This window comes from Amycolatopsis sp. NPDC051371 (genome assembly GCF_040682155.1).
Classification (GTDB): domain Bacteria; phylum Actinomycetota; class Actinomycetes; order Mycobacteriales; family Pseudonocardiaceae; genus Amycolatopsis.
In genome coordinates, this window is the sequence record NZ_JBFBAG010000013.1 from 51,865 (window position 1) to 71,269 (window position 19,405).

16 protein-coding genes are annotated in these 19,405 nt (G+C 70.6%); 5 read left to right on the plus strand and 11 right to left on the minus strand.

Annotated elements, in window-relative coordinates; genetic code table 11:
- Positions 1–148: 148 nt before the first annotated feature.
- From AB0M59_RS17995 to ddaH, 10 genes are all read right to left on the minus strand, one after another.
- Positions 149–2,329, minus strand: coding sequence for a bi-domain-containing oxidoreductase (locus tag AB0M59_RS17995; RefSeq protein ID WP_364616107.1), 2,181 nt, complete (start codon positions 2,327–2,329; stop codon positions 149–151).
- Positions 2,326–4,236, minus strand: a complete 1,911-nt coding sequence (gene asnB, locus AB0M59_RS18000) for an asparagine synthase (glutamine-hydrolyzing) (RefSeq protein ID WP_364616110.1) — start codon at positions 4,234–4,236, stop codon at positions 2,326–2,328. Before asnB ends, AB0M59_RS17995 begins: the two co-directional genes overlap by 4 nt.
- A 37-nt stretch (positions 4,237–4,273) precedes the next feature.
- Positions 4,274–6,100 carry a Wzz/FepE/Etk N-terminal domain-containing protein gene (locus AB0M59_RS18005; RefSeq protein ID WP_364616113.1) on the minus strand — a complete coding sequence of 609 codons (1,827 nt, stop codon included), beginning with the start codon at positions 6,098–6,100 and terminating at the stop codon, positions 4,274–4,276.
- Positions 6,097–7,452: an exopolysaccharide biosynthesis protein gene (locus tag AB0M59_RS18010; RefSeq protein WP_364616116.1), complete on the minus strand. Its 1,356-nt coding sequence runs from the start codon at positions 7,450–7,452 to the stop codon at positions 6,097–6,099. Before AB0M59_RS18010 ends, AB0M59_RS18005 begins: the two co-directional genes overlap by 4 nt.
- Before the next feature lie 109 nt (positions 7,453–7,561).
- On the minus strand, positions 7,562–8,743 hold the full coding sequence (locus AB0M59_RS18015) for a glycosyltransferase family 4 protein (protein WP_364616118.1): 1,182 nt from the start codon (positions 8,741–8,743) through the stop codon (positions 7,562–7,564).
- Positions 8,733–10,049, minus strand: coding sequence for a nucleotide sugar dehydrogenase (locus AB0M59_RS18020; protein ID WP_364616121.1), 1,317 nt, complete (start codon positions 10,047–10,049; stop codon positions 8,733–8,735). Before AB0M59_RS18020 ends, AB0M59_RS18015 begins: the two co-directional genes overlap by 11 nt.
- 196 nt (positions 10,050–10,245) lie before the next feature.
- Positions 10,246–10,509 carry a helix-hairpin-helix domain-containing protein gene (locus AB0M59_RS18025; RefSeq protein WP_364616124.1) on the minus strand — a complete coding sequence of 88 codons (264 nt, stop codon included), beginning with the start codon at positions 10,507–10,509 and terminating at the stop codon, positions 10,246–10,248.
- Positions 10,510–10,573: 64 nt separating this feature from the next.
- Positions 10,574–11,269 (minus strand): glycoside hydrolase family 75 protein, encoded by a 696-nt coding sequence (locus AB0M59_RS18030; RefSeq protein ID WP_364616127.1) that lies wholly within the window; start codon positions 11,267–11,269, stop codon positions 10,574–10,576.
- A gap of 212 nt (positions 11,270–11,481) precedes the next feature.
- On the minus strand, positions 11,482–12,141 hold the full coding sequence (locus AB0M59_RS18035; protein WP_364616130.1) for a polysaccharide deacetylase family protein: 660 nt from the start codon (positions 12,139–12,141) through the stop codon (positions 11,482–11,484).
- A gap of 80 nt (positions 12,142–12,221) precedes the next feature.
- Complete coding sequence (ddaH, locus tag AB0M59_RS18040) at positions 12,222–13,067, minus strand: dimethylargininase (RefSeq protein ID WP_364616133.1); 846 nt, start codon at positions 13,065–13,067, stop codon at positions 12,222–12,224.
- A gap of 74 nt (positions 13,068–13,141) precedes the next feature.
- Here ddaH and AB0M59_RS18045 point away from each other — a divergent pair, with 74 nt between their 5' ends.
- From AB0M59_RS18045 to AB0M59_RS18065, 5 genes are all read left to right on the plus strand, one after another.
- Entirely contained in the window at positions 13,142–13,588 is a 447-nt protein-coding gene (locus AB0M59_RS18045) for an Lrp/AsnC family transcriptional regulator (RefSeq protein ID WP_026468878.1), read from the plus strand.
- A 37-nt stretch (positions 13,589–13,625) separates the two neighbouring features.
- Entirely contained in the window at positions 13,626–14,381 is a 756-nt protein-coding gene (locus AB0M59_RS18050) for an enoyl-CoA hydratase (protein WP_364616136.1), read from the plus strand.
- Positions 14,382–14,642: 261 nt separating this feature from the next.
- The gene (locus tag AB0M59_RS18055) at positions 14,643–16,571 is read left to right on the plus strand and encodes a 2-oxoacid:acceptor oxidoreductase subunit alpha (protein WP_364616139.1); all 1,929 of its coding nucleotides are present in this window, start codon (positions 14,643–14,645) and stop codon (positions 16,569–16,571) included.
- The gene (locus AB0M59_RS18060) at positions 16,568–17,632 is read left to right on the plus strand and encodes a 2-oxoacid:ferredoxin oxidoreductase subunit beta (protein ID WP_364616142.1); all 1,065 of its coding nucleotides are present in this window, start codon (positions 16,568–16,570) and stop codon (positions 17,630–17,632) included. Before AB0M59_RS18055 ends, AB0M59_RS18060 begins: the two co-directional genes overlap by 4 nt.
- A gap of 106 nt (positions 17,633–17,738) precedes the next feature.
- Entirely contained in the window at positions 17,739–18,068 is a 330-nt protein-coding gene (locus tag AB0M59_RS18065; RefSeq protein ID WP_364616145.1) for a VOC family protein, read from the plus strand.
- Positions 18,069–18,127: 59 nt separating this feature from the next.
- Here AB0M59_RS18065 and AB0M59_RS18070 read toward each other — a convergent pair whose 3' ends face one another.
- Positions 18,128–19,390: a hypothetical protein gene (locus AB0M59_RS18070; RefSeq protein WP_364616148.1), complete on the minus strand. Its 1,263-nt coding sequence runs from the start codon at positions 19,388–19,390 to the stop codon at positions 18,128–18,130.
- Positions 19,391–19,405: the final 15 nt, after the last annotated feature.

A 19,405-nucleotide genomic window follows, 5' to 3' on the forward strand; every position in this document is an offset into this window, starting at 1 on the left:
GCACCTGCCTTCCGGGGCAGCGGCGGCTGAGCCAACGCGGCACTCGCCACGGCGGCAGCACCTGCCGTCCGCGGGAGCGCCGGCCGAGTCACCCCGGCACGGGCACCTGCCTTCCGCCGCAGCTCCGGCCGGACCGGCGCGACGCTCGTCACGCCTCGACACCCGCCTTGCTCGGCAGCTCGATGCGGACCGGCGCCGCGTTCGAGACGCTGGCCTGGGCGGCGAGCGTGGCGAGCGTCGTCGCGGCCAGCGAGGCGACCGAGATCGGCATCGGGCCGCCCGTGCGCACCGCCGACACGAACGCGTCGACCTCGGCGGCCTGGCCCTTGTCGCGGCCCTTCGGGATCCGCGAGCTGGCCCACTTCTTGCGGGAGTACACCGACGCGCGCACGAAGTCGTCGAACTTCAGGACCTTGCCGTCGGCGGTGAGGTCGAGGGTCTCCTTCGGGAAGCCGGACGAGCCGGTCTCCGCGTAGGTGATGACGGCCGTCGAGCCGTCCGGGTAGCCGAGCGTCACCTGGACGTCGCCGGTGGCGTACACCGACACCGGGTCGGCGTCGAGCAGCCAGCTCACGGTGTCGATGAAGTGCCCGCCCTCGCCGGCGAAGCGGGAGCCCTCGGTGGCCGTCTGGTTGTACCAGCTGCCGTGGTCGAGGCGGCCGGCGTTGACCAGGTACCGGACCGTCGCCGGGCCGACGCGCGGGCCGAACTGGGCGCGGGCCTCGTGCAGCAGCGGAGCGAACCGGCGGTTGAAGCCGACCTGGAGCCGATCGTTTCCGGACTCCTCGATCGCGTCGAGGACCTTCTGGAGCTCGTCCGGCGAGAGCGCCAGCGGCTTCTCGACGAACACGGTCTTGCCCGCCAGCAACGCCTGGCGGGTCAGCTCGGCGTGCGAGCTGTGCCGCGTTACGACGAACACCGCGTCGATCGACGAGTCGCCGAGGACGTTGTCGATGTCGGTGGACGCGTCGGCGAAGCCGAACTTGCGCCGCGCGTTGGCGCCGGAGAGCGCCGACGTCGTCGCGACGTGCTTGAGCTGGACGTCGTCGCGCTCGGCGAGGTGCGGCAGCAGCATCGACGACGCGTAGTTGCCCGCCCCGATGAAGCCCAGGCGCACGGGCTGGCCCACGGGAAGCGCAGCGGCACCCGAAGACGACGCCACCGCGACCCGCGCCGACGTGACCACGGGCTCCGTCCGAGCGACCGCGTCCGGGTAGCGGAACAGCACCGCCACCGCCTTGAGAGAGCCGTCGTTCAAGGACTGATACGTGGAGACCGCGGAAGAGAAGTCCGAGACGTGCGTGATCAGCGGCTCGACGTCGAGGCGGTCGCGCGCGATCAGGTCGAGGACGCACTCGAGGTTGCGGCGCTCGGTCCAGCGGACCTGGCCGATCGGGTAGTCGCGGCCTTCGAGCTCGTACGACGGGTCGTAGCGGCCCGGGCCGTAGGACCGCGAGAACCGGACGTCCAGTTCCTTTTCGTAGTAGGCGTTCCACGGCAGGTCGAGCTTGCACTTGCCGATGTCGATCACGCGGCCGCGGTCGCGCGAGAGCTTCGCGGCCAGCTCCACCGGGTCGTTCGTGTTGCCGCCGGCCGCAAGATAAGTCTGGTCGACGCCCGCGCCGTGCGTCAGCTCGTCCACGGCGTTGTCCACGATGCCGGACGCCGGGTGCGCGCAGGTCAGCGCGCCGAGGCTCTCGGCGAGCTTGCAGCGCTCGGGATCGGGGTCGACGCCGACGACGCGCACCCCGGACGACGTCAGCAGCTGCACGACGAGCTGGCCGATCAGGCCGAGCCCGATGACCAGCGCGACGTCGCCGATCTGCGGCTCGCCGCGGCGGACGCCCTGCATGGCGATCGACCCGACGGTGCCGAACGCCGCGTGCCGCGGGTCGACGCCGGCCGGGACGCGCGAGTAGAGGTTCTTGGGCACCCAGTTGAGCTCGGAGTGCAGCGCGTGCTCGTTGCCGGCGCAGGCCACCAGGTCGCCGACCGCGACGTCGGTGATGCCGTCGCCGACCTGCTCGACGATGCCGCACAGCGAGTAGCCGAGCGGGGTGTAGGAGTCCAGTTTGGACGTCACCTTGCGGTAGGTCGCCGAGAGTCCGTTGGTGGCGACGCTCTGCATGACCTTCGCGACCTGGTCCGGGCGGGCCTTCGCCTTGCCCACCAGGGACAGGCTGGCCTCGGACACCTTCATCATCTCGGTGCCGGTCGAGATCAGCGAGTACACCGTGCGGACGAGCACCCCGCCGGCCTTGCAGGCGGGCTCGGGCACTTCCAGCAGCGCCAGCTCACCGCTCTTGTAGTTCTGGACTACCTGCTTCACTTCGCTCCCGCTCCAGACATCGCGTTCCGGTACCAATACTCAAGAGTCAAGACGTGCCAAAGGTGCTTGCCGCGGTCTTCCTGGCCGGCGGCGTCCTCGGCGACCATGCGCTGCAACGCCTCCCGCTGCAGAAATCCGGACGAAACGAGCACGCCTTCGTTGACGACTTCCCGCACCAGCGGCGCGAGGTCGCGGCTCATCCACGCCCGCAGCGGCGCGCTGAACAGGCCCTTCGGCCGGTGCACGATCTCGCTCGGCAGGATGTTCAGCGCCGCGTTCTTCAGCGCGACCTTGCCGGCGCGGCCGACGATCTTCTTGTCGCCCGGGATCTTGAACGCGGCGCGCACGACCTCGACGTCGACGAACGGCGTCCGCACCTCGGTGGACGCGGCCATCGTCGAACGGTCGGTGTAGGTCAGGTTCAGCCCCGGCAGGAACATCCGCGAGTCGGCCAGGCACATGCGGTTGACGAAGTCGTCCAGCGCCTGGTCGTTGTACGTGTCCGCGTGCTCGGTCAGGACGTCCTCGACCGCGGGCGCGAAGTCCGGGTTCACCAGCGAGAGCAGCTCGGCCTGGTCGTACATCGTGTAGCTGCGCCGGAACGCCGTCTCCTCGGGCAGGCCCGCGAACGACAGGAACCGCTTGGCGAACCGCACCGACCGGTACCCGCGCTTGGCCGAGGCCACCGGCAACCGGTCCACAATGGACTCGACCGGCTTGCGCACCGCGCCCGGCACCTTGTGGTAGCGCAGCGCGATCAGGTTCGCGAGGTGCTTGCGGTACCCGGCGAACAGCTCGTCGGCGCCCATCCCGGACAGCATCACCTTGACGCCGGCGTCACGCGCGGCCGAACAAATGATGAACGAGTTGATCGCCGCCGGGTCGCCGATCGGCTCGTCGAGGTGGTAGGTCATCTTCGGCAGCAGGTCGAGCACCTGCGGCGCGATCTCGATTTCGTGCAGGTCGACGCCGAACTGCTGCGCCACGATCCGGGCGTACTTGAGGTCGTCCGGCATGGCCTCGAACTTGGCGTCCTCGGCGCGGAACCCGATGGTGTAGGCGGAGATCCCCGGCTGCGACCGCGCGGCCAGCGCCGTCAGGTAGCTGGAGTCGAGCCCGCCCGAAAGGAACGTCGCGACCGGGACGTCGGAGAGCAGGTGCTTGGCGGTCGACTCGCTGATCACCTCGTGCAGGTCGACCTCGCCCTCGAAGGCCGCGCCTTCCTCGGCGACCTCCCGCAGCGACCAGAACCGGCCGCGGTCGACCTGGCCGTCCGGGCGGCAGCGCAGCCACGTGCCCGGCTGCAGCTTCTCCGCGCCCTGGTAGGCGCAGCGGCTGTCCGGCACCCAGTAGTAGAGCAGCGACGCGATCAGCGCGGCGTTGTCGACCTGCAGCGACCCGCCCAGCTCACCGGCCAGCGCCTTCAGCTCGGACGCGAAGGCGACCCCGCCGCCCCGCCGCACGAAGAACAGCGGCTTGATGCCCAGCTGGTCGCGGACCAGGAACAGCTCGCCGGTGCCTTCCTCGAACAGCGCGAAGGCGAACATGCCGCGCAGCTTCGGCAGGCAGTTTGTGCCCCAGCGCCGCCACGCCTGCAGCAGCACCTCGGTGTCGGACGTGCCGCGGAAGCGCACGCCGGCCGCGGAAAGCTCGGCCCGCAGCTCCGGGGCGTTGTACAGCTCGCCGTTGTAGCTCAGCGCGAGGCCGTCGAGGACCATCGGCTGGGCGCCGGTCTCGGACAGGTCGATGATCGACAGCCGCCGGTGCCCCAGGTGGACCGAGCCCCCGCCGACGGCGTGGTCGTAGCGGCCGGAGCCGTCCGGCCCGCGGTGGGCCAGCGTCTTGGTCAGCCGGTCGGTGAGCGGCCCGCCGTCCGGCCAGAGGTAGGTGCCTGCGATGCCGCACATCTCGAGTGGGTCCCCTTCGGTCGGCGGCGCGCGGTGGTCAGGAGACCTCCGCACTCTTTTCGGGGGTCTGGGTGGCGAAGCCCCCGGCTCGGGGCGGAGCCCCGGTTGTCACAGCGCTCTTTTCTGGCTCGAGCTCGGCGTTCAGTTCGCCCTTGTGCGCCGGTTCGCCGTGGTCGCGCTTGAACGGCGTCGGCCGCTTCGGAGGCTTGACCGGGGCGAACTTCTTCGTCGGTGCGTCCAGGTGGTCCCCGACGCTCACCTTGCCGGGCTCCGGCAGCGGTGCGGGGGGCTTGGCCAGTGGCGGCGGGACAACCGGCCGGACCGGGGCGATCCGCCGCGTCGGCGGCTCGGCGACCGCGACGCGCTCGGCGATGCGGGCGGCCAGTTCGTCGATGCGGTCCTCGTGCTCGACGACCGAGACGCGGTGCACCGAGGGGGCCTTCGCGCGGCCGCGCAGCGCCGTGTGCAGGCCGTCCCACAGCGTGCCGTCGGACTTGTCGCGCGGGTCCGGGTCGACCAGCACCACGCCGACTATCGGGATCTGCTGGTCGGCGAGCTGCCGTGCCACGGTGTGCAGCCACAGCGTGTTCGCGTGCCCGGCCTTGACGACCAGCACGGTCTCCCGGCCGAGGTGCTCCAGGTCCGTCCACGCCGTGCCGGGCGAAACCGTGCCGACGCCGACCCTGCGCTCGTCCGGCCCGGCGTCCGGGTCGCCGGCGCCGACGACGGTGATCTCGCTGTTCGTCTCGCCGGCCAGCTTGCGGACGTCCTCGCCCGGCAGGTCGTCGAGGACGCTCGCCTTGCCGTCGGCAGCGAGCGCGGTGGCGATGTCGAGGGCCAGCGCGGCGGCCACCTGTGGCGCGCCGAGCTCCAGCAACGACACCGCGGGCTTGTCCTTCTTGATCGCGCGGACCAGCGTCGTCGCGACGCGCTGACGTTCGGACACCGCCCGCGAGCGCTGCCACAGCCGCGCCGGGCCCCGCCGCTTCGAGGGCAGCTGGGCGAGCACGGACGCGCCGAGGTGCGCGGAGATCTCGCGGCGCAGCACCGGCCGGTCGCGCGACACCGCGCCGATGGCGGCGATCGCGAGCCCCAGGACCAGGCCGAGGGCGAAGCCGATGCCGGAGTTGGTGGCGGTGGTCTTGAGGAACGCCTTCGGCAGCGCGCGGGGCGCGTCGACGATCTGGGTGCCCGCGGCGACCTGCGGGCTGCCGATGCCGGCCTGCTGGGCGCGGGAGTCGAAGTCGGAGATCTGCGACGCGAGCGCGGCGCGGCGGCCATACATGCCTTCGAGGGTGCTGGCGTTCGCGTTGCGGCCCTTGCCGGTCTCGTCGGCGATCTGCTGGTCGATCTTGGTCAGCTCGTCCTGGGCGTTCTTCCGCTGGTCGAGGATGGCCTTGGACTGCGCGGCCGCGGCGGCCTGGCTGCGCTGGACGTGGTCGGCGATGAACGTGTCGGCCAGCGCCTTCGCCTGCGCCACGGCCTCTTCGTCGCTCTTCGCCTTGACGGTGATCTGCATGACGTTGTTCGTCACGGGCAGACCCGCGTAGTTCTTCATGAACTCTTCGGGCGACTCGGTGCTGTTGAGCTTCTTCAGCGCGCCTTCGGCGATCTGGGTCGTCGACAGCACGGCGACGTCGGTGCGCATCAGCGTGCCGCTGTCGGTCGGCGAGTCGTCCTGGTGGACCACGATCACCTTGGTGACCGCGGTCGGCGCTGCCGGCAGCACGATCGCCACCAGCGCCCCGGCGATCAGCCCGAGCAGCCCCGTGGCCAGCCAGAGGCGTTTGCGGCGGCGGATCGCGACGAACAGCCGGTGGAGGTCGACCAGCGGTGCGGCCTGAGTTTCGGGGGTAGTCGTCACGCCGAACCTGCCAGGGCTTTCTCGGGGGCTTCCGCCACGGGTTCGGCTTCCGGCGCGGACGGCCGGACGGGATGGGTGAGGACCGCGCCGACGATCTCCTGGCCCGCGTCGGAGCAGGCTTCGGCGAGCCGGACGAGCTCCCACGCGGTGCGGGAGCCGGCGCCGAGCACCACCAGGACGCCGGAGCCGGGGCCGGCGTCCGGCACCGTCGGCCGCCCGGCGGCGAACTCGAAGATCCGCAGCGGCACGGACAGCCGGTCGGCCAGCTCCGCGAGCTGCCCCGCGGCCAGCTTGCCGGTTCGGTCGTCTTCGGCCACGAGCAGCAGGACGTCGGCGGGGCCGGTGGCCAGGCGGGCCAGCACCCGGCGGTAGCGGATGTCGCGGTTGACCGCGTCGGCCGACGTCGCGACCGGCGGCAGCACCCACGGCCGGTCGCCGCCGAGCAGCCGCCGCAGCTTGCCGTAGAGGCCGGTCGCCGGGAGGCGGTCGCCCTGCGGCGTCGTGACGTCGACGCCGGCGAGGATCGGCGTGCCGAGCGCCGAGGCGATCTCCGGCTCGCCCCGCAGCCGCCGGTCGGCGCGCGCGGCGAACAGGTGGCCGAACACGCCGATGAGGAAGAAGAGGACCGCGCCCCCGGCGACGAGCTGCACCATCGTCGGGGCGGCCGGCCCGGCCGGGCGCTCGGACGGCCCCAGCACCACGGTGTTGCCGACGCCGGTCGCGAGGTCGGCCTGGTTGAGGTCGTTGATGGCCTGCTCCAGCGACGTCCGCAGGCCTTCGAGCTGCGTGCGGACCTGGACGCTCTCCACGGTCAGGTCGCCGCCGACGGTCTTGGCGATGTCGCTGATCTTCTCCGTGGTCAGCTTGACCTGGGTGCGCAGCGACTCGCGCTGCTCCTGGGCCAGCTGCACCGACGCGTCCGCCGAGTTGCTGGCCAGCTGGCCGGAGTACTTGACGAACTGCTGCGCGACCTGGTCGGCGAGCTGCTGGGCGTGCTCGGCGGTGTCGGCCGAGACGGTGACCGTCACGACGTTGCCGTTCGCCACGGACGCGGTGACCTGCTTCTTCAGGTCGGTGCCGGTCGGGTGCCACGGCAGCACGGCGGCGGCGCGGTCGAGGACGACCGAGCTGGTCGCGACCTCGGCCTGCGTGAGCAGCTCGTCCGCCTGACGCGGTCCCTGGAGCAGCACGCTCGAGGAGGTCTGGTAGCCGGGTGAGAAGAGCACCGACGCGCCGGCACCGACCGCCGCGCCCAGGACGGCGAGGGCGACCAGCAGCCGCCAGCGCCGGCGGAGGACCTGCCCGATCAGGGCCAGGCGCACCGTGTCGTCAGTCAACGGCGGGATCTCCATTCCTGAGACGGGTACGCCGAACGGATTCACATGATCGGCCGGTTACCCGAACCGTCGTCGGACCGGGAGCTTTGGTTACAGGTCCGGTGACTTCTTGACCTAACGGCGATCAAGACTTCACGGCGTGCTCATACGCGGCGAGCAGGTTCTTCGCCGAGTTCTCCCACGAGAGCGCGCCGGCGACCCTGGCCTGCCCGAGCTTGCCCATCCGGACCCGCTCCTCCGGGTCGTCGAGCAGCTGCGAGACGAGCTTCGCGAACGCCGACTCGTCGTTCGCCGGGGCGTAGACCGCCGCGTCGCCCGCCGAGACGCGCGCCTCGCGCAGCTCGAACGAGACGATCGGCTTGCTCATCGCCATGTACTCCATGACCTTGTTCATCGTGGAGACGTCGTTCAGCGGGTTCAGCGGGTCCGGCGACAGGCAGACGTCGGCGGTGGAGAGGTAGCGGACCAGGTCCTCGTCGGGGATCCGGCCGGTGAACTCGACCTGGTTGGCCAGCCCGAGCTTCGCCGAGAGCGCGACCATGTCGTCGAAGGCGTCGCCGGAGCCGACGAACACCGCGTGCCAGTCGGTGCGCCCGATCTCGTCCCGCAGCTTCGCGAGCGCGCGCAGGGCGTAGTCGACGCCGTCCTGCGGGCCCATGACGCCGAGGTAGGCCAGCAGGTACGGCTTGCCCTTCTTCAGCTCGGGCTCGGCCGGGACCTCGTGGAACCGCTCGACGACCGGGGCGCTGCGCACCACGTAGACGTCTTCGGGCCGCTTGCCGCCGCGGATGCGGGCGACCTGCTTGTAGCTCTCGTTCGTCGAGATCACGACGTCGGCGGCGCGGTAGGTGGCGCGTTCGAGCGCGCACACCCCGCGGTAGAGCAGGTCCTGCCCGCGGTCGAACCGCGAAAGGTACAGCTCGGGACAGAGGTCGTGCTGGTCGAAGATGAACCGCGCGCCCTGTCGCTTCAGCACCTTCGCGACCAGGTACAGCAGGTCCGGCGGGTTGCAGGCGTGCACGACGTCGACCGGCCCGACCTTGCGCGCCAGCCGCAGCGTGTGCCACAGCGCACTGCCGTACTCCTGCAGGTAGCCGGCGGGCCCGCCGGTCGCCGCCTTCAGCGGGTACCGGTGGATGTGGACGCCGTCGACGACGGCCTCGGCCTCGGTGTCGCGCTTGGTGCCCTGCGGGCAGATCACGTGGACTTCCCACCCGGCGTCGCGCAGGGTCGTGGACTCCTGCCAGACCCGCCGGTCGAAGGGAACGGAGAGGTTTTCGACGAGGATGAGCGCTTTACCAGGCAAGGCCGGCGTATCCCTCTTCAAGGCGACGCTCGGCGGCGTCGGGCAGGCGGACGAGGTCGATGATCGCCCGGTCGCCGCCGTGCGGCAGGGCCGCCAGCACGTCCGGGTCCTTGGTGCCGACGAGCAGGACGTCGGCGTGGTCCATGACTTCTTCGACGGACCCGGCGAGGAGCTGGCCGAGGTGCGGCAGCCGGCCCTCGATGTACTCGCGGTTGGCGCCCATCAGCCGCGAGAGGCTGACGTTGGCGTCGTAGATCTTGAGGTCGAAGCCCTTGCCGAGCAGCTTCTCCGCCAGCTCGACGAGCGGGGACTCGCGCAGGTCGTCGGTGCCCGGCTTGAACGACAGCCCGAACAGCCCGACCTTGCGCTTGCCGGTGCGCGCGACCAGGTCGAACGCGCGCTGCAGGTGGTCGGCGTTGGACGCGAGCACGTGCGACAGGATCGGCACGCTGACGTCGTTGCGGTGCGCGGCGTAAACCAGCCCGCGCAGGTCCTTCGGCAGGCACGAGCCACCGAACGCGAAGCCGGGCTTGAGGTAGGCCGGGCTGATGTTGAGCTTGGTGTCGGCGAGGAAGACGTCGATCACCTGGTGCGAGTCCAGGCCGAGCGCCCGGCAGATCGAGCCGAGCTCGTTGGCGAACCCGATCTTCAGGCCGTGGAAGGAGTTGTCGGCGTACTTCGTCATCTCCGCCACGGGGATCGGCACGCGGAAGACGGGGCCCGGCAAGCCTTCGTAAAGCGCCGCGACGGCGTCGCCGCTCGCCGCGTCGATCTCGCCGATCACGGTCTTCGGCGGATCGAAGAAGTCGCGGACGCTGGTGCCCTCGCGCAGGAACTCGGGGTTCACCGCGACGCCGAAGTCGACACCGGCGGTGCGGCCCGAGGACTTCTCCAGGATCGGGATCAGCAGGTCCAGGCAGGTGCCCGGCAGCATCGTGCTGCGGAAGACGACGGTGTGGCGCTCGCTCTTCTTCGCGATCGCCTCGCCGATCTCCTCGGCGACGCGCTCGAGGAAGACGGTCGAAAGACTGCCGTTCGGCGCCGACGGCGTGCCGACGCAGACCAGCGAGATCTCGCTGTCGGCGACGGCTTGCGCGACGTCGGTCGTGGCTCTCAGCGCGCCGCTCGCGACGACTTCGGCGGTCAGCTCGCCGATCCGCTCCTCGACCACCGGGGCCTTGCCCTGGGTGATGAGGTCGATCTTGACCGGGTTGACGTCCACGCCGACCACCCGGTGCCCCTGCCCCGCCAGGCACGCGGCGGAGACACAACCGACGTAACCGAGCCCGAAGACACTGATCTTCACGCCAAAACCTCCGCTATTCCGCGCAACCCTCTCGTTGGTCGCCGCGCTCCCCTGGATCGTTACCGGCGGGACGGCGAACGGGGTAATGCGTGAGACGGCCGTTAGGCGCAACGGTTTTCCGGTGAGAATCACGTCTCGATTCGTCCCGGAAATGCATCTTGCAGGTTTGTCGGCAACGCGGTCGGCGCGGTTCCGGTCAGCGGCTCGCGAGGAGGCGTTTCCGTTCCGGGGTGTAGGTCCACCACGGCCGCGGCGGCGCGCCGTCGGCCTGGTCGACCGCCGACATGAAGGTGTCGAGCACGCAGGGGTCGTGCCGGTGGCCGTCGAGTTCGCACAGCCGCTCGTACAGTTCGACGGCGTCGCGGCCGGCCAGCTGCGCGGGCTCGGTGATGCCCAGCCGCGCGAGGTCGCGGACCATCGCGGGTCCGATGTTGGCGAGTTTCCGCAGTTCCTTGCTCATGCCCCCAGCACAGCAGCCGGGGCCGATCCCGTCTTGAACGGATCGGCCCCGGCTCGTGCGTGCGTCAGTTGTTGTTCACGAAGGTGGTGGCGAGGCTTTGGCCCTTGCTCGTCGCGGCCGAGTGGTTCTCGATCGGCGAGACCGTCGAGTTCTTGAAGCAGATGTACGTCACGCCGGAGTCGGTGCCGCCGTTGGACGGGTCGGGGTTGATGCCGAGGTCCTTCGCCGTGGCGTAGGAGGCTTCACCGATGATCTGCGTCGGCCCGGTGTCGCCGATGACCGCGTACTCGACCTTGCCGTTGTAGATCACGGCGCAGGAACCGCCGCCCTTCAGCTGCGACGAGGAGTACTTCCAGATGCTGCTCGAGCTCGGCACGACGATGTAGGGCAGCTTCGCCGCGTTGAGCGGCTTGCCGTCGGACTGGTGGAACGCCGTGTCGTCCTGGTAGCAGCAGTCGGTGTCTTCGTTGCACTGCGTAGAGCGCTGGCCGTCGCAGTCGATGTCCATGTCGGCTTTCCAGAACACGGCGCCGTTGGCGTCGCAGACGGCGACCGTCTTGCTGGAGACGTCTTCGTCGGTCTTGTACTTGCCGTTGGAGATCTGCTTGCAGCTGGTCGTCTTGGCCAGCAGCTGGGCCGCGGTCGGGGCGGCCGCGGTGGTGGCGGGCCGCGCGGCCGGGGCTTGCGCCGCCGACGCGAGGGCCGAGGGCATCACGGCCGCGGCGAGCGCCATGGTCGCGAGCAGGATCAGTTTCCGCATTCCTGGTGCTCCCTTTAGTTAGGAAACTTTCCTTTCGGCGGCGAGGCGACCAGGATGCACCCGCGCGAGGGCTGGTACAAGAGGTGACGGTGCGGGAATTTCCCATCATGCAGGCGAAGTTGACGAAAAGGCTGCTCACCGCAGTCGGCGGCGTGAGACGGGTTCGGGCGGTGTGCCGTTGGCCGGGACCGGCCGGTTCGGCGGAACCAGGCTTAACGGACAGCGCGCCGGAACACGCGGCTCACCCAGTTCCCGGCCCGCCCGTGCCCGGCGACGAGCAGGTCGTCCAGCCAGTCGTCGTCGAGATCGTGGCTGAGCTCGGTCCGCGCCTGCAGCCACCCGTCGTGGCTCGCCGCGCCGCCGTCGCTCGTGTACACCCGCGTCGCGCCCGCCTGCCGCAGCCGGGACAGCACCCGCCGGTCGTACGCGCCGAACGGCAGCGAGAACCGCCGCACCGGGCGGCCGCACAGGTCGCCGAGGAGCTTCGGCGCGTCCGCCAGCTCACGGCGGGCGTGCCGGTCGTCGAGGCGGCGCCAGTCGCGCGGCTCCCAGCCGTGCGAGCCGACCTCCATCCCCGCCCGCACGAGATCGCGCAGGCCGGCGCGATCGACGTAGCCGCGCTGGCCGAGGCGGCCGGCGAGCGGGAAGAACTCCGCCGTCATCCCGCGGTCGACCAGCCGCGGCAGGGCGATCTCGACGTCGGACTCGTTGCCGTCGTCGAAGGTCAGGTGGACGTCGTCGCGCTCGGCGACGACTTCCAGCACCTGCTCGAACTGCTCGACCGTCACCCAGCGCTCGTCCTCGCCGGGGTCGAGCTGACGAGCCGGCCGCCCGATCCCGTGCAAGGCAAGGTTCACCGTCACCGTTCTCACCGCCTGCCACCGCGAGTAGTCGATTTGTTACTTCGATTAATCGCCATGGCAAACGGGTGAGTTACAGGTTTTCCGGAAAATCAGCCCTTCCGGATTTCCAGCGTGCAGCACTTCGGGCCGCCGCCGGCTTTCCGCAGCTCAGAGATGTCGACGTAGACCGGCTCGTACCCCCGATCGGCGAGCAGTTCACCCAATCGGGTGGCCTCGAGGGGCAGGACGACGTTGCGGCCGTCGGACACGCCGTTGAGGCCGAAGCACTCGGCGTCTTCCTTCGTCGCGAGCACGGCGTCCGGGAAGAGCCGCTCCAGCACGCGGCGCGAGCCGGCCGAGAACGCCTCCGGGTAGTAGACGATCTGCGCGCGCGTCGTGTCGGTCGACTCGGCGAGCACGAACAACGCCGTGTCGAGGTGGTAGTAGAGCGGGTCGACCAGGTGCAACGAGACGACCGGGACGCCGAGGACCTCCTGCGCCTCGGCGTGGGCGGCCGGGTCGGTGCGGAAGCCGGTGCCGGCCAGCAGCAGGGTGCCGGTCCAGGCGAAGTCGCCTTCGGCCTCGTTGATCTTCTCGGGCATGGTGATGTCGCGGTAGCCGTGCTCGACGAACCAGCGGCGGAAGTGCTCGGCCTCGGCGGCGCGCTGCGGCGCGCGGAACCGCGAGCCGAGGACGCGGCCGTCGACGACCGTGCCGGAGTTCGCGGCGAAGACCATGTCGGGCAGGCCTGGCTGGGGGTCGATCTCCTCGACGGTGTGGCCGAGACGGCGGTAGGTGTCGCGCAGCTCGGTCCACTGCGCGACGGCGACGGCGGCGCTGACCGGCTGGGTCGGGTCCATCCAGGGGTTGATCACGTAGTCCACCGCGAAGTGACGCGGGGGGCACATCAGGTATCGACGGGTGGTCGGTACGCGCATCGGCGATGTTCCCTGCATGATTGCAGGGTAAGACGCCCCCAATATCGCAATCAATCGCTGTTCGCTGCGCGTATCTGTGCTAAGTGTTGCGTGTGAACACCATCGACCAGCGAATCGTTTCGTGCCTCGTGGCGAACGCGCGCTCCAGCTACGCGGAGATCGGCAAAGTGGTCGGCTTGTCCGCCCCGGCGGTGAAGCGGCGGGTCGACCGGCTCCTCGAAACGGGCATCCTCCGGGGCTTCACGGCGGTGGTCGACCCGGAGGCACTCGGCTGGGGCACGGAGGCGTTCGTCGAGGTCACGTGCCAGGGCAACATCACCCCGGCTCGCATCCGGGCCCGCCTGGAGCCGCTGCCGGAGGTCGTGGCGGCGTACACGGTGTCGGGCGCGGCGGACGCGATCGTCCACCTGCGGGCGGCGGACATCCACCATCTCGAGACGGCGTTGGAGCGGCTGCGCGGGCTGGAGATCGTGGACCGGACGGTGTCGACGGTGGTGCTTTCGCGGCTGCTGGAGCGGCCGCCCACGCCGGAGGAGTGAGCGCCGGCCCGGCGGAGGGTGCCCATACCCTGACCGGATGACCGACAGCATCGTCAGCGAGCACACCGGTGGCGTCGCGCTGCTGACCGTCGACGCGCCCGGCAGCCGCAACGCGCTCACCCTCGACCTCTCCGCCCAGCTCGTGGCCGCCGTCGAAGCCGCGGAACGGGACGAAGAGGTCCACGCCGTCGTCGTCACCGGCACGCCGCCCGCGTTCTGCGCCGGCGCCGACCTCTCCGCGCTGGGCAGCGCCGACGAGGCCGGCCTACGCGCCATCTACGAGGGCTTCCTCGCCGTCGCGCGCTGCACGCTGCCGACCATCGCCGCGGTCGGGGGCGCCGCCGTCGGCGCGGGGCTGAACCTGGCGCTCGCCGCCGACGTCCGGCTGGCCGGGCCGCGCGCGAAGTTCGTCGCCCGGTTCCTCGAGCTCGGGCTGCACCCCGGCGGCGGCATGACGTGGATGACGCAGCGGCTGGCCGGTCCCCAGCAGGCCGCGGCGCTGACGTTGTTCGGGCAGCCGCTCGACGCCGAAGCGGCCGTGCGCGCCGGGCTGGCGCTGCGGGTCGTCGAAGGCGACCTCGTCGCCGCCGCGAGGGAGTTCGCCGCACCCGCAGTCGCCGCGCCGCGTGAGGCGCTCCTGGCCACCAAGCGCAGCCTGCGGACGACCGCCTCCCTGGCCACGCACGCCGATGCCGTCGACGTCGAGATCGAGCCGCAGCTCGCGTCGCTGGCCTCACCCGAATTCGCCGAGCGGCTCGAGGCCATGCGGGCACGGATCCGGTCCCATTCCTGATCCCAGGAAGTGGACACCCCTAGGCGAGACCCGAGTCACAGCGAGGACAGGGGTTACCTGTTACCATCGGTCACACATATTTGTCGGACCAGCACAGAAGACGCGTTAGCGCAGCAATGAGGTCGTTCCGGACGGCGGGAGTCTAGGAACATCGTGGTCGGGCGCGAGCTAACCTCGTGGTAGAGCCTGGTGACCCGCGTGTCACGACACCGGGCAGGTGACCGATGGCCACGACGTCGGGAGAGAGGGAATCCCTGACCCATGAGCACGAGTGCGAACGGCAACGGCGCTGGTCACGGCTCGCTCGCCGCAACCAGGCCCACCGAGATCAGCAAGCTGGACCGGGTCGTCATCCGGTTCGCGGGCGACTCGGGTGACGGCATGCAGCTGACCGGCGACCGCTTCACGTCCGAGGCCGCCGCGTTCGGCAACGACCTGTCGACGATGCCGAACTTCCCCGCCGAGATCCGGGCCCCGCAGGGCACGATCCCCGGCGTCTCCTCGTTCCAGGTGCACTTCGCCGACTACGACATCCTCACCCCCGGCGACCGCCCCGACGTGCTGGTGGCGATGAACCCGGCCGCGCTCAAGGCGAACCTCGGCGACGTCCCGCGCGGCGGGACGATCATCCTCAACACCGACGACTTCATCAAGCGCAACCTGACCAAGGTCGGCTACGCGACCGACCCGCTCGACGACGACACGCTCAGCCCCTACCAGGTCCACCGGGTCGCCATGTCGACCCTGACCCAGGGCGCGCTCGCCGACACCGGCCTCGGCAAGAAGGACGCCGAGCGCTGCAAGAACATGTTCGCCCTCGGCCTGCTGTCGTGGATGTACCACCGGCCCACTGACGGCACCGAGCAGTTCCTGCGCGAGAAGTTCGCCAAGAAGCCGGACATCGCCGAGGCCAACATCCTCGCCTTCCGCGCCGGCTGGAACTACGGCGAGACCACCGAGTCGTTCGCGACGACGTTCCAGGTCGCGCCGGCCAAGCTGGCCCAGGGCACCTACCGGCAGATCACCGGCAACACCGCGCTCGCCTACGGGATCGTGGCCGCCGGGCAGCGCTCCGGCCTGCAGATCCTGCTCGGGACCTACCCGATCACGCCGGCGTCGGACATCCTCCACGAGCTGTCCAAGCACAAGAACTTCGGCATCATCACCTTCCAGGCCGAGGACGAGATCGCCGGCATCGGCGCCGCTCTCGGCGCGTCCTACGGCGGCGCGCTCGGCGTCACGTCGACGTCCGGCCCGGGTGTCGCACTGAAGTCCGAAGCCGTCGGCCTCGGCGTGATGGTGGAGCTGCCGCTGGTCGTCATCGACGTCCAGCGCGGTGGCCCGTCCACCGGCCTGCCGACCAAGACCGAGCAGGCCGACCTGCTGCAGGCGATGTTCGGCCGCAACGGCGAGTCGCCGGTCCCGATCGTCGCGCCGCTGTCCCCCGCCGACTGCTTCGACGCGGCCGTCGAGGCCACCCGGATCGCGCTGAAGTACCGCACCCCCGTGCTGCTGCTCTCCGACGGCGCGATCGCCAACGGCTCCGAGCCGTGGCTGATCCCGGACGTCGAGACGCTGCCCGACCTGCGCGTCGAGTTCGCGTCCGAGCCGAACGCCGACAACGACTCCGGCGAGTTCTGGCCGTACGTGCGCGACCCCGAGACGCTGGCCCGCGCCTGGGCCGTCCCGGGCACGCCGGGGCTGCAGCACCGCATCGGCGGGCTGGAGAAGGCCGACAAGACCGGCCACATCTCCTACGACCCGGACAACCACGACAAGATGGTCCGGCTGCGGCAGGCGAAGATCGACGGCATCGACGTCCCCGACCTGGCCGTCGACGATCCCTCCGGCGGCAAGGCGCGCGTCCTGGCGCTGGGCTGGGGTTCGTCGTTCGGCCCGATCGGCGCGGCCTGCCGGCGGGTGCGCAAGCTCGGGATGCCGATCGCGCAGGCCCACCTGCGCCACCTCAACCCGCTGCCGGCCAACCTCGGCGACATCCTCCGCAGCTACGACCGCGTCGTGGTCCCGGAGATGAACCTCGGCCAGCTGTCCCTGCTGCTGCGCGCCAAGTACCTGGTGGACGTCCACTCGCACACCAAGGTCGCCGGGATGGCGTTCAAGGCGGAAGAGCTGCAGAACCTGTTCTCGGAGATCATCACCGGCGTTACTACGGAGGCGGCGAAACAATGACCGCAATCGACATCGGGCTCCCGGCCATCGGTGGCCTGGACCTTGTGCCCACCACCGAAGAGCCGCAGAAGGCCAAGGACTACAAGTCGGACCAGGAGGTCCGCTGGTGTCCCGGCTGCGGCGACTACGTCGTGCTGAACGCGGTGCAGTCGTTCTTGCCCACGCTCGGCCTCAAGCGCGAGAACATCGTGTTCATCTCGGGCATCGGCTGCTCGTCGCGCTTCCCGTACTACCTCAACACCTACGGCATGCACTCGATCCACGGCCGCGCGCCGTCGATCGCGACCGGCCTGGCCACCACACGCCCGGACCTGTCGGTGTGGGTCGTCACCGGTGACGGCGACGCGCTGTCCATCGGCGGCAACCACCTGATCCACGCGCTGCGCCGCAACGTGAACATCAAGATCCTGTTGTTCAACAACCGGATCTACGGCCTGACCAAGGGCCAGTACTCCCCGACGTCGGGCCAGGGCATGGTCACCAAGTCGACGCCGATGGGGTCGGTGGACACGCCGTTCAACCCGCTTTCGCTGGCGATCGGCGCGGAGGCGTCGTTCGTCGGGCGCGCGATGGACTCCGACCGCAAGGGCCTCACCGAGGTCCTGCAGGCCGCGGCGGAGCACCGCGGGTCGGCGCTGGTGGAGATCTACCAGAACTGCCCGATCTTCAACGACGGCGCGTTCGACGTCCTCAAGGACGCCGACGAAGCCGCCACCCGCCTGATCCCGCTGCGCGCCGGCGAGCCGATCCGGTTCGGCCCGAACCAGGAGTTCGGCGTCAAGCGCGGCGACTGGGGCGGCCTCGACGTCGCGAAGGTCGCGGACATCGGCGAGGACAACGTCGTGGTGCACGACCCGTCGATCCACGACACGTCGTACGCGTTCGCACTGTCGCGCCTGGGCGACCAGAGCCTCAACCACGTCCCGACGGGCATCCTCCGCCAGGTCGAGCGCCCGACGTACGACGACGGCGCCCGCGCCCAGGTCGAGCAGGCCCGCGCGGCCCGCACCCCCGACCTGCAGGGGCTGCTGCGCGGCAAGGACACCTGGACGGTCGCCTGACCGAACGCCTCTGAAGGCCACCATCAGGGCACTGGATGCTCTGTTGGTGGCCTTCAGGGCATTTCGGGGTTGCCAAGATTGGGACACGTGTCCTAAGGTTTGGGTGATGCGACCTTTCGTGTTCTTCGACGTCCGGACGTCCGATGTGGACGGCAGCAGGCGGTTCTTCGGCGAGCTGCTGGGCTGGCAGACCTCCGGCCCGCTGCTGACCGCCGACGGCAAGCCCTGGGGCGGCCTGACGGAGCTGGCTCCCGACGACGACCGCGCGCCGCAGTGGCTGCCCTACGCGCCGGTGTCCGATGTGGACACCGCGGCGGCGAAAGCGGTGGAGCTGGGCGGAAAGATCGTGCGCGAGCGCACCGATCTGCCGGTCGGCTCCCTGGTGGTGGTCACCGACCCCGGCGGTGCGGCCATGGTCTTGTTCCAAGCGGCCTGAACGCCATGAAGGGCACCTTTATGGCTCTTAAGGCCATGAAAGGTGCCCTTCATGAAAAGTCAGCTGAGCGGCCGGAACCCGACCCGCTCGGCGTCCTCGGCGGTCCGGAACCACACCTCGGCCACCATCTTCGGGAACTGCGCCGATTCGTCGGTGCAGTACCGCAACGCCGTCACGCTGGCCTTCACTTCGAACCCGTCCCCGGGCCGCCCGCCACCGGGCCGCGGCATCGCCGAGCCGGGGCCGAACGGGCCGGGTGGAACAGCGTCGCCGGCCGCCTCACGCGCGGGAGGCGGCTCCGGTGCCGCCTGCGCGGCCTGGTTCGGCTGCACCGACGGCTCGAACAGCGAGCCGCTGTGCGCGCCGGAATGGTCGGTCTCGCGCCGCTCGACGGTGCGCATCGACGGCTGGATCGGTTGCGGCGCCTCGAATCCGCCGCGCAACGCCTCCCGCGGCTGCCGCTTCGGCAGCACCTGCGTCGCCTCGGCCGGGGTCTCGGGCGGCACGTCCAGCTCGCCGTTGGCCCCGGTGTCGTCGCCGGCGAACGCGTACTGCGGCACGTCCTCCGGCTCGTCCACTTCGGCCTCTTCGACCTGCTCGCCGCCGACCGCCAGGTAGCGCGTGCGCTCCATCGGCTCCTCGAACGCCGACCGCTCGCTCGGCTGCTCGTGGTCGAACCAGTCCGGCGCCGGCGCGTCCTCCCCCGGCGGCCGGAACAGCGAACCGGCGGCGGGTTCCGGGTCGAGCTGCCGCTCGAGCCGGGACAACGCCGGCGTGGCGGGCTCTGGCTCGTCCTCCGGCGCCAGGTACTCGGTCGCGGCGGCGCGGTACGGGTCTTCGTCCTCCGGCTCGGCGACCGGGGTCAGGAACTGCGTCTCCGAAGCCCGGTACGAAGCGTCGTCGGGCTCCGGCGCCGGCCGGAAGGAGTCGTCGGGATCCGGGTGCGTCCCCGGCGGCACCTGGGAGTCCAGCTCCGCGAAGTCCTCGTCGATGTCGTCGTGGACCTCGTCGCGGTTGTACGGCGCCGGGGCGACGAGCGTGCCCGGGTAGGAGGTCTCCTGCCGGGCGGGCTCCGGTTCCGGGCGCGACTGGGGGCGCGGCTCGGGCCGCGGCTCCGGCCGGGCGAAGACCTCGGTGCCCGGCGCGGCCAGCCCGGCGGCGTTCGCGGGGGTGCGCGCGGCGTCGGCGTGGGCCTGCGCCAGCGAACTCTCCAGCTTGCGGACGCTCTTGCGGAGCGGCAGCACCAGCACCAGCCAGGTGAGCAGCACCCCGACGAAGAACGCCGCGAGACTCCACAGCCATACCTGTCCGAAAATGGACATCTCTTTTTCCTGCCC

Bases quoted from the DNA above. Each gene is read 5' to 3' on its own strand.
- asnB (WP_364616110.1), bottom strand. From the start codon at position 4,236: ATGTGCGGCATCGCAGGCACCTACCTCTGGCCGGACGGCGGGCCGCTC.
- AB0M59_RS18010 (WP_364616116.1), bottom strand. From the start codon at position 7,452: ATGGAGATCCCGCCGTTGACTGACGACACGGTGCGCCTGGCCCTGATC.
- AB0M59_RS18025 (WP_364616124.1), bottom strand. From the start codon at position 10,509: ATGAGCAAGGAACTGCGGAAACTCGCCAACATCGGACCCGCGATGGTC.
- AB0M59_RS18030 (WP_364616127.1), bottom strand. From the start codon at position 11,269: ATGCGGAAACTGATCCTGCTCGCGACCATGGCGCTCGCCGCGGCCGTG.
- ddaH (WP_364616133.1), bottom strand. From the start codon at position 13,067: ATGCAGGGAACATCGCCGATGCGCGTACCGACCACCCGTCGATACCTG.
- AB0M59_RS18050 (WP_364616136.1), top strand. From the start codon at position 13,626: ATGACCGACAGCATCGTCAGCGAGCACACCGGTGGCGTCGCGCTGCTG.
- AB0M59_RS18055 (WP_364616139.1), top strand. From the start codon at position 14,643: ATGAGCACGAGTGCGAACGGCAACGGCGCTGGTCACGGCTCGCTCGCC.
- AB0M59_RS18060 (WP_364616142.1), top strand. From the start codon at position 16,568: ATGACCGCAATCGACATCGGGCTCCCGGCCATCGGTGGCCTGGACCTT.
- AB0M59_RS18065 (WP_364616145.1), top strand. From the start codon at position 17,739: ATGCGACCTTTCGTGTTCTTCGACGTCCGGACGTCCGATGTGGACGGC.
- AB0M59_RS18070 (WP_364616148.1), bottom strand. From the start codon at position 19,390: ATGTCCATTTTCGGACAGGTATGGCTGTGGAGTCTCGCGGCGTTCTTC.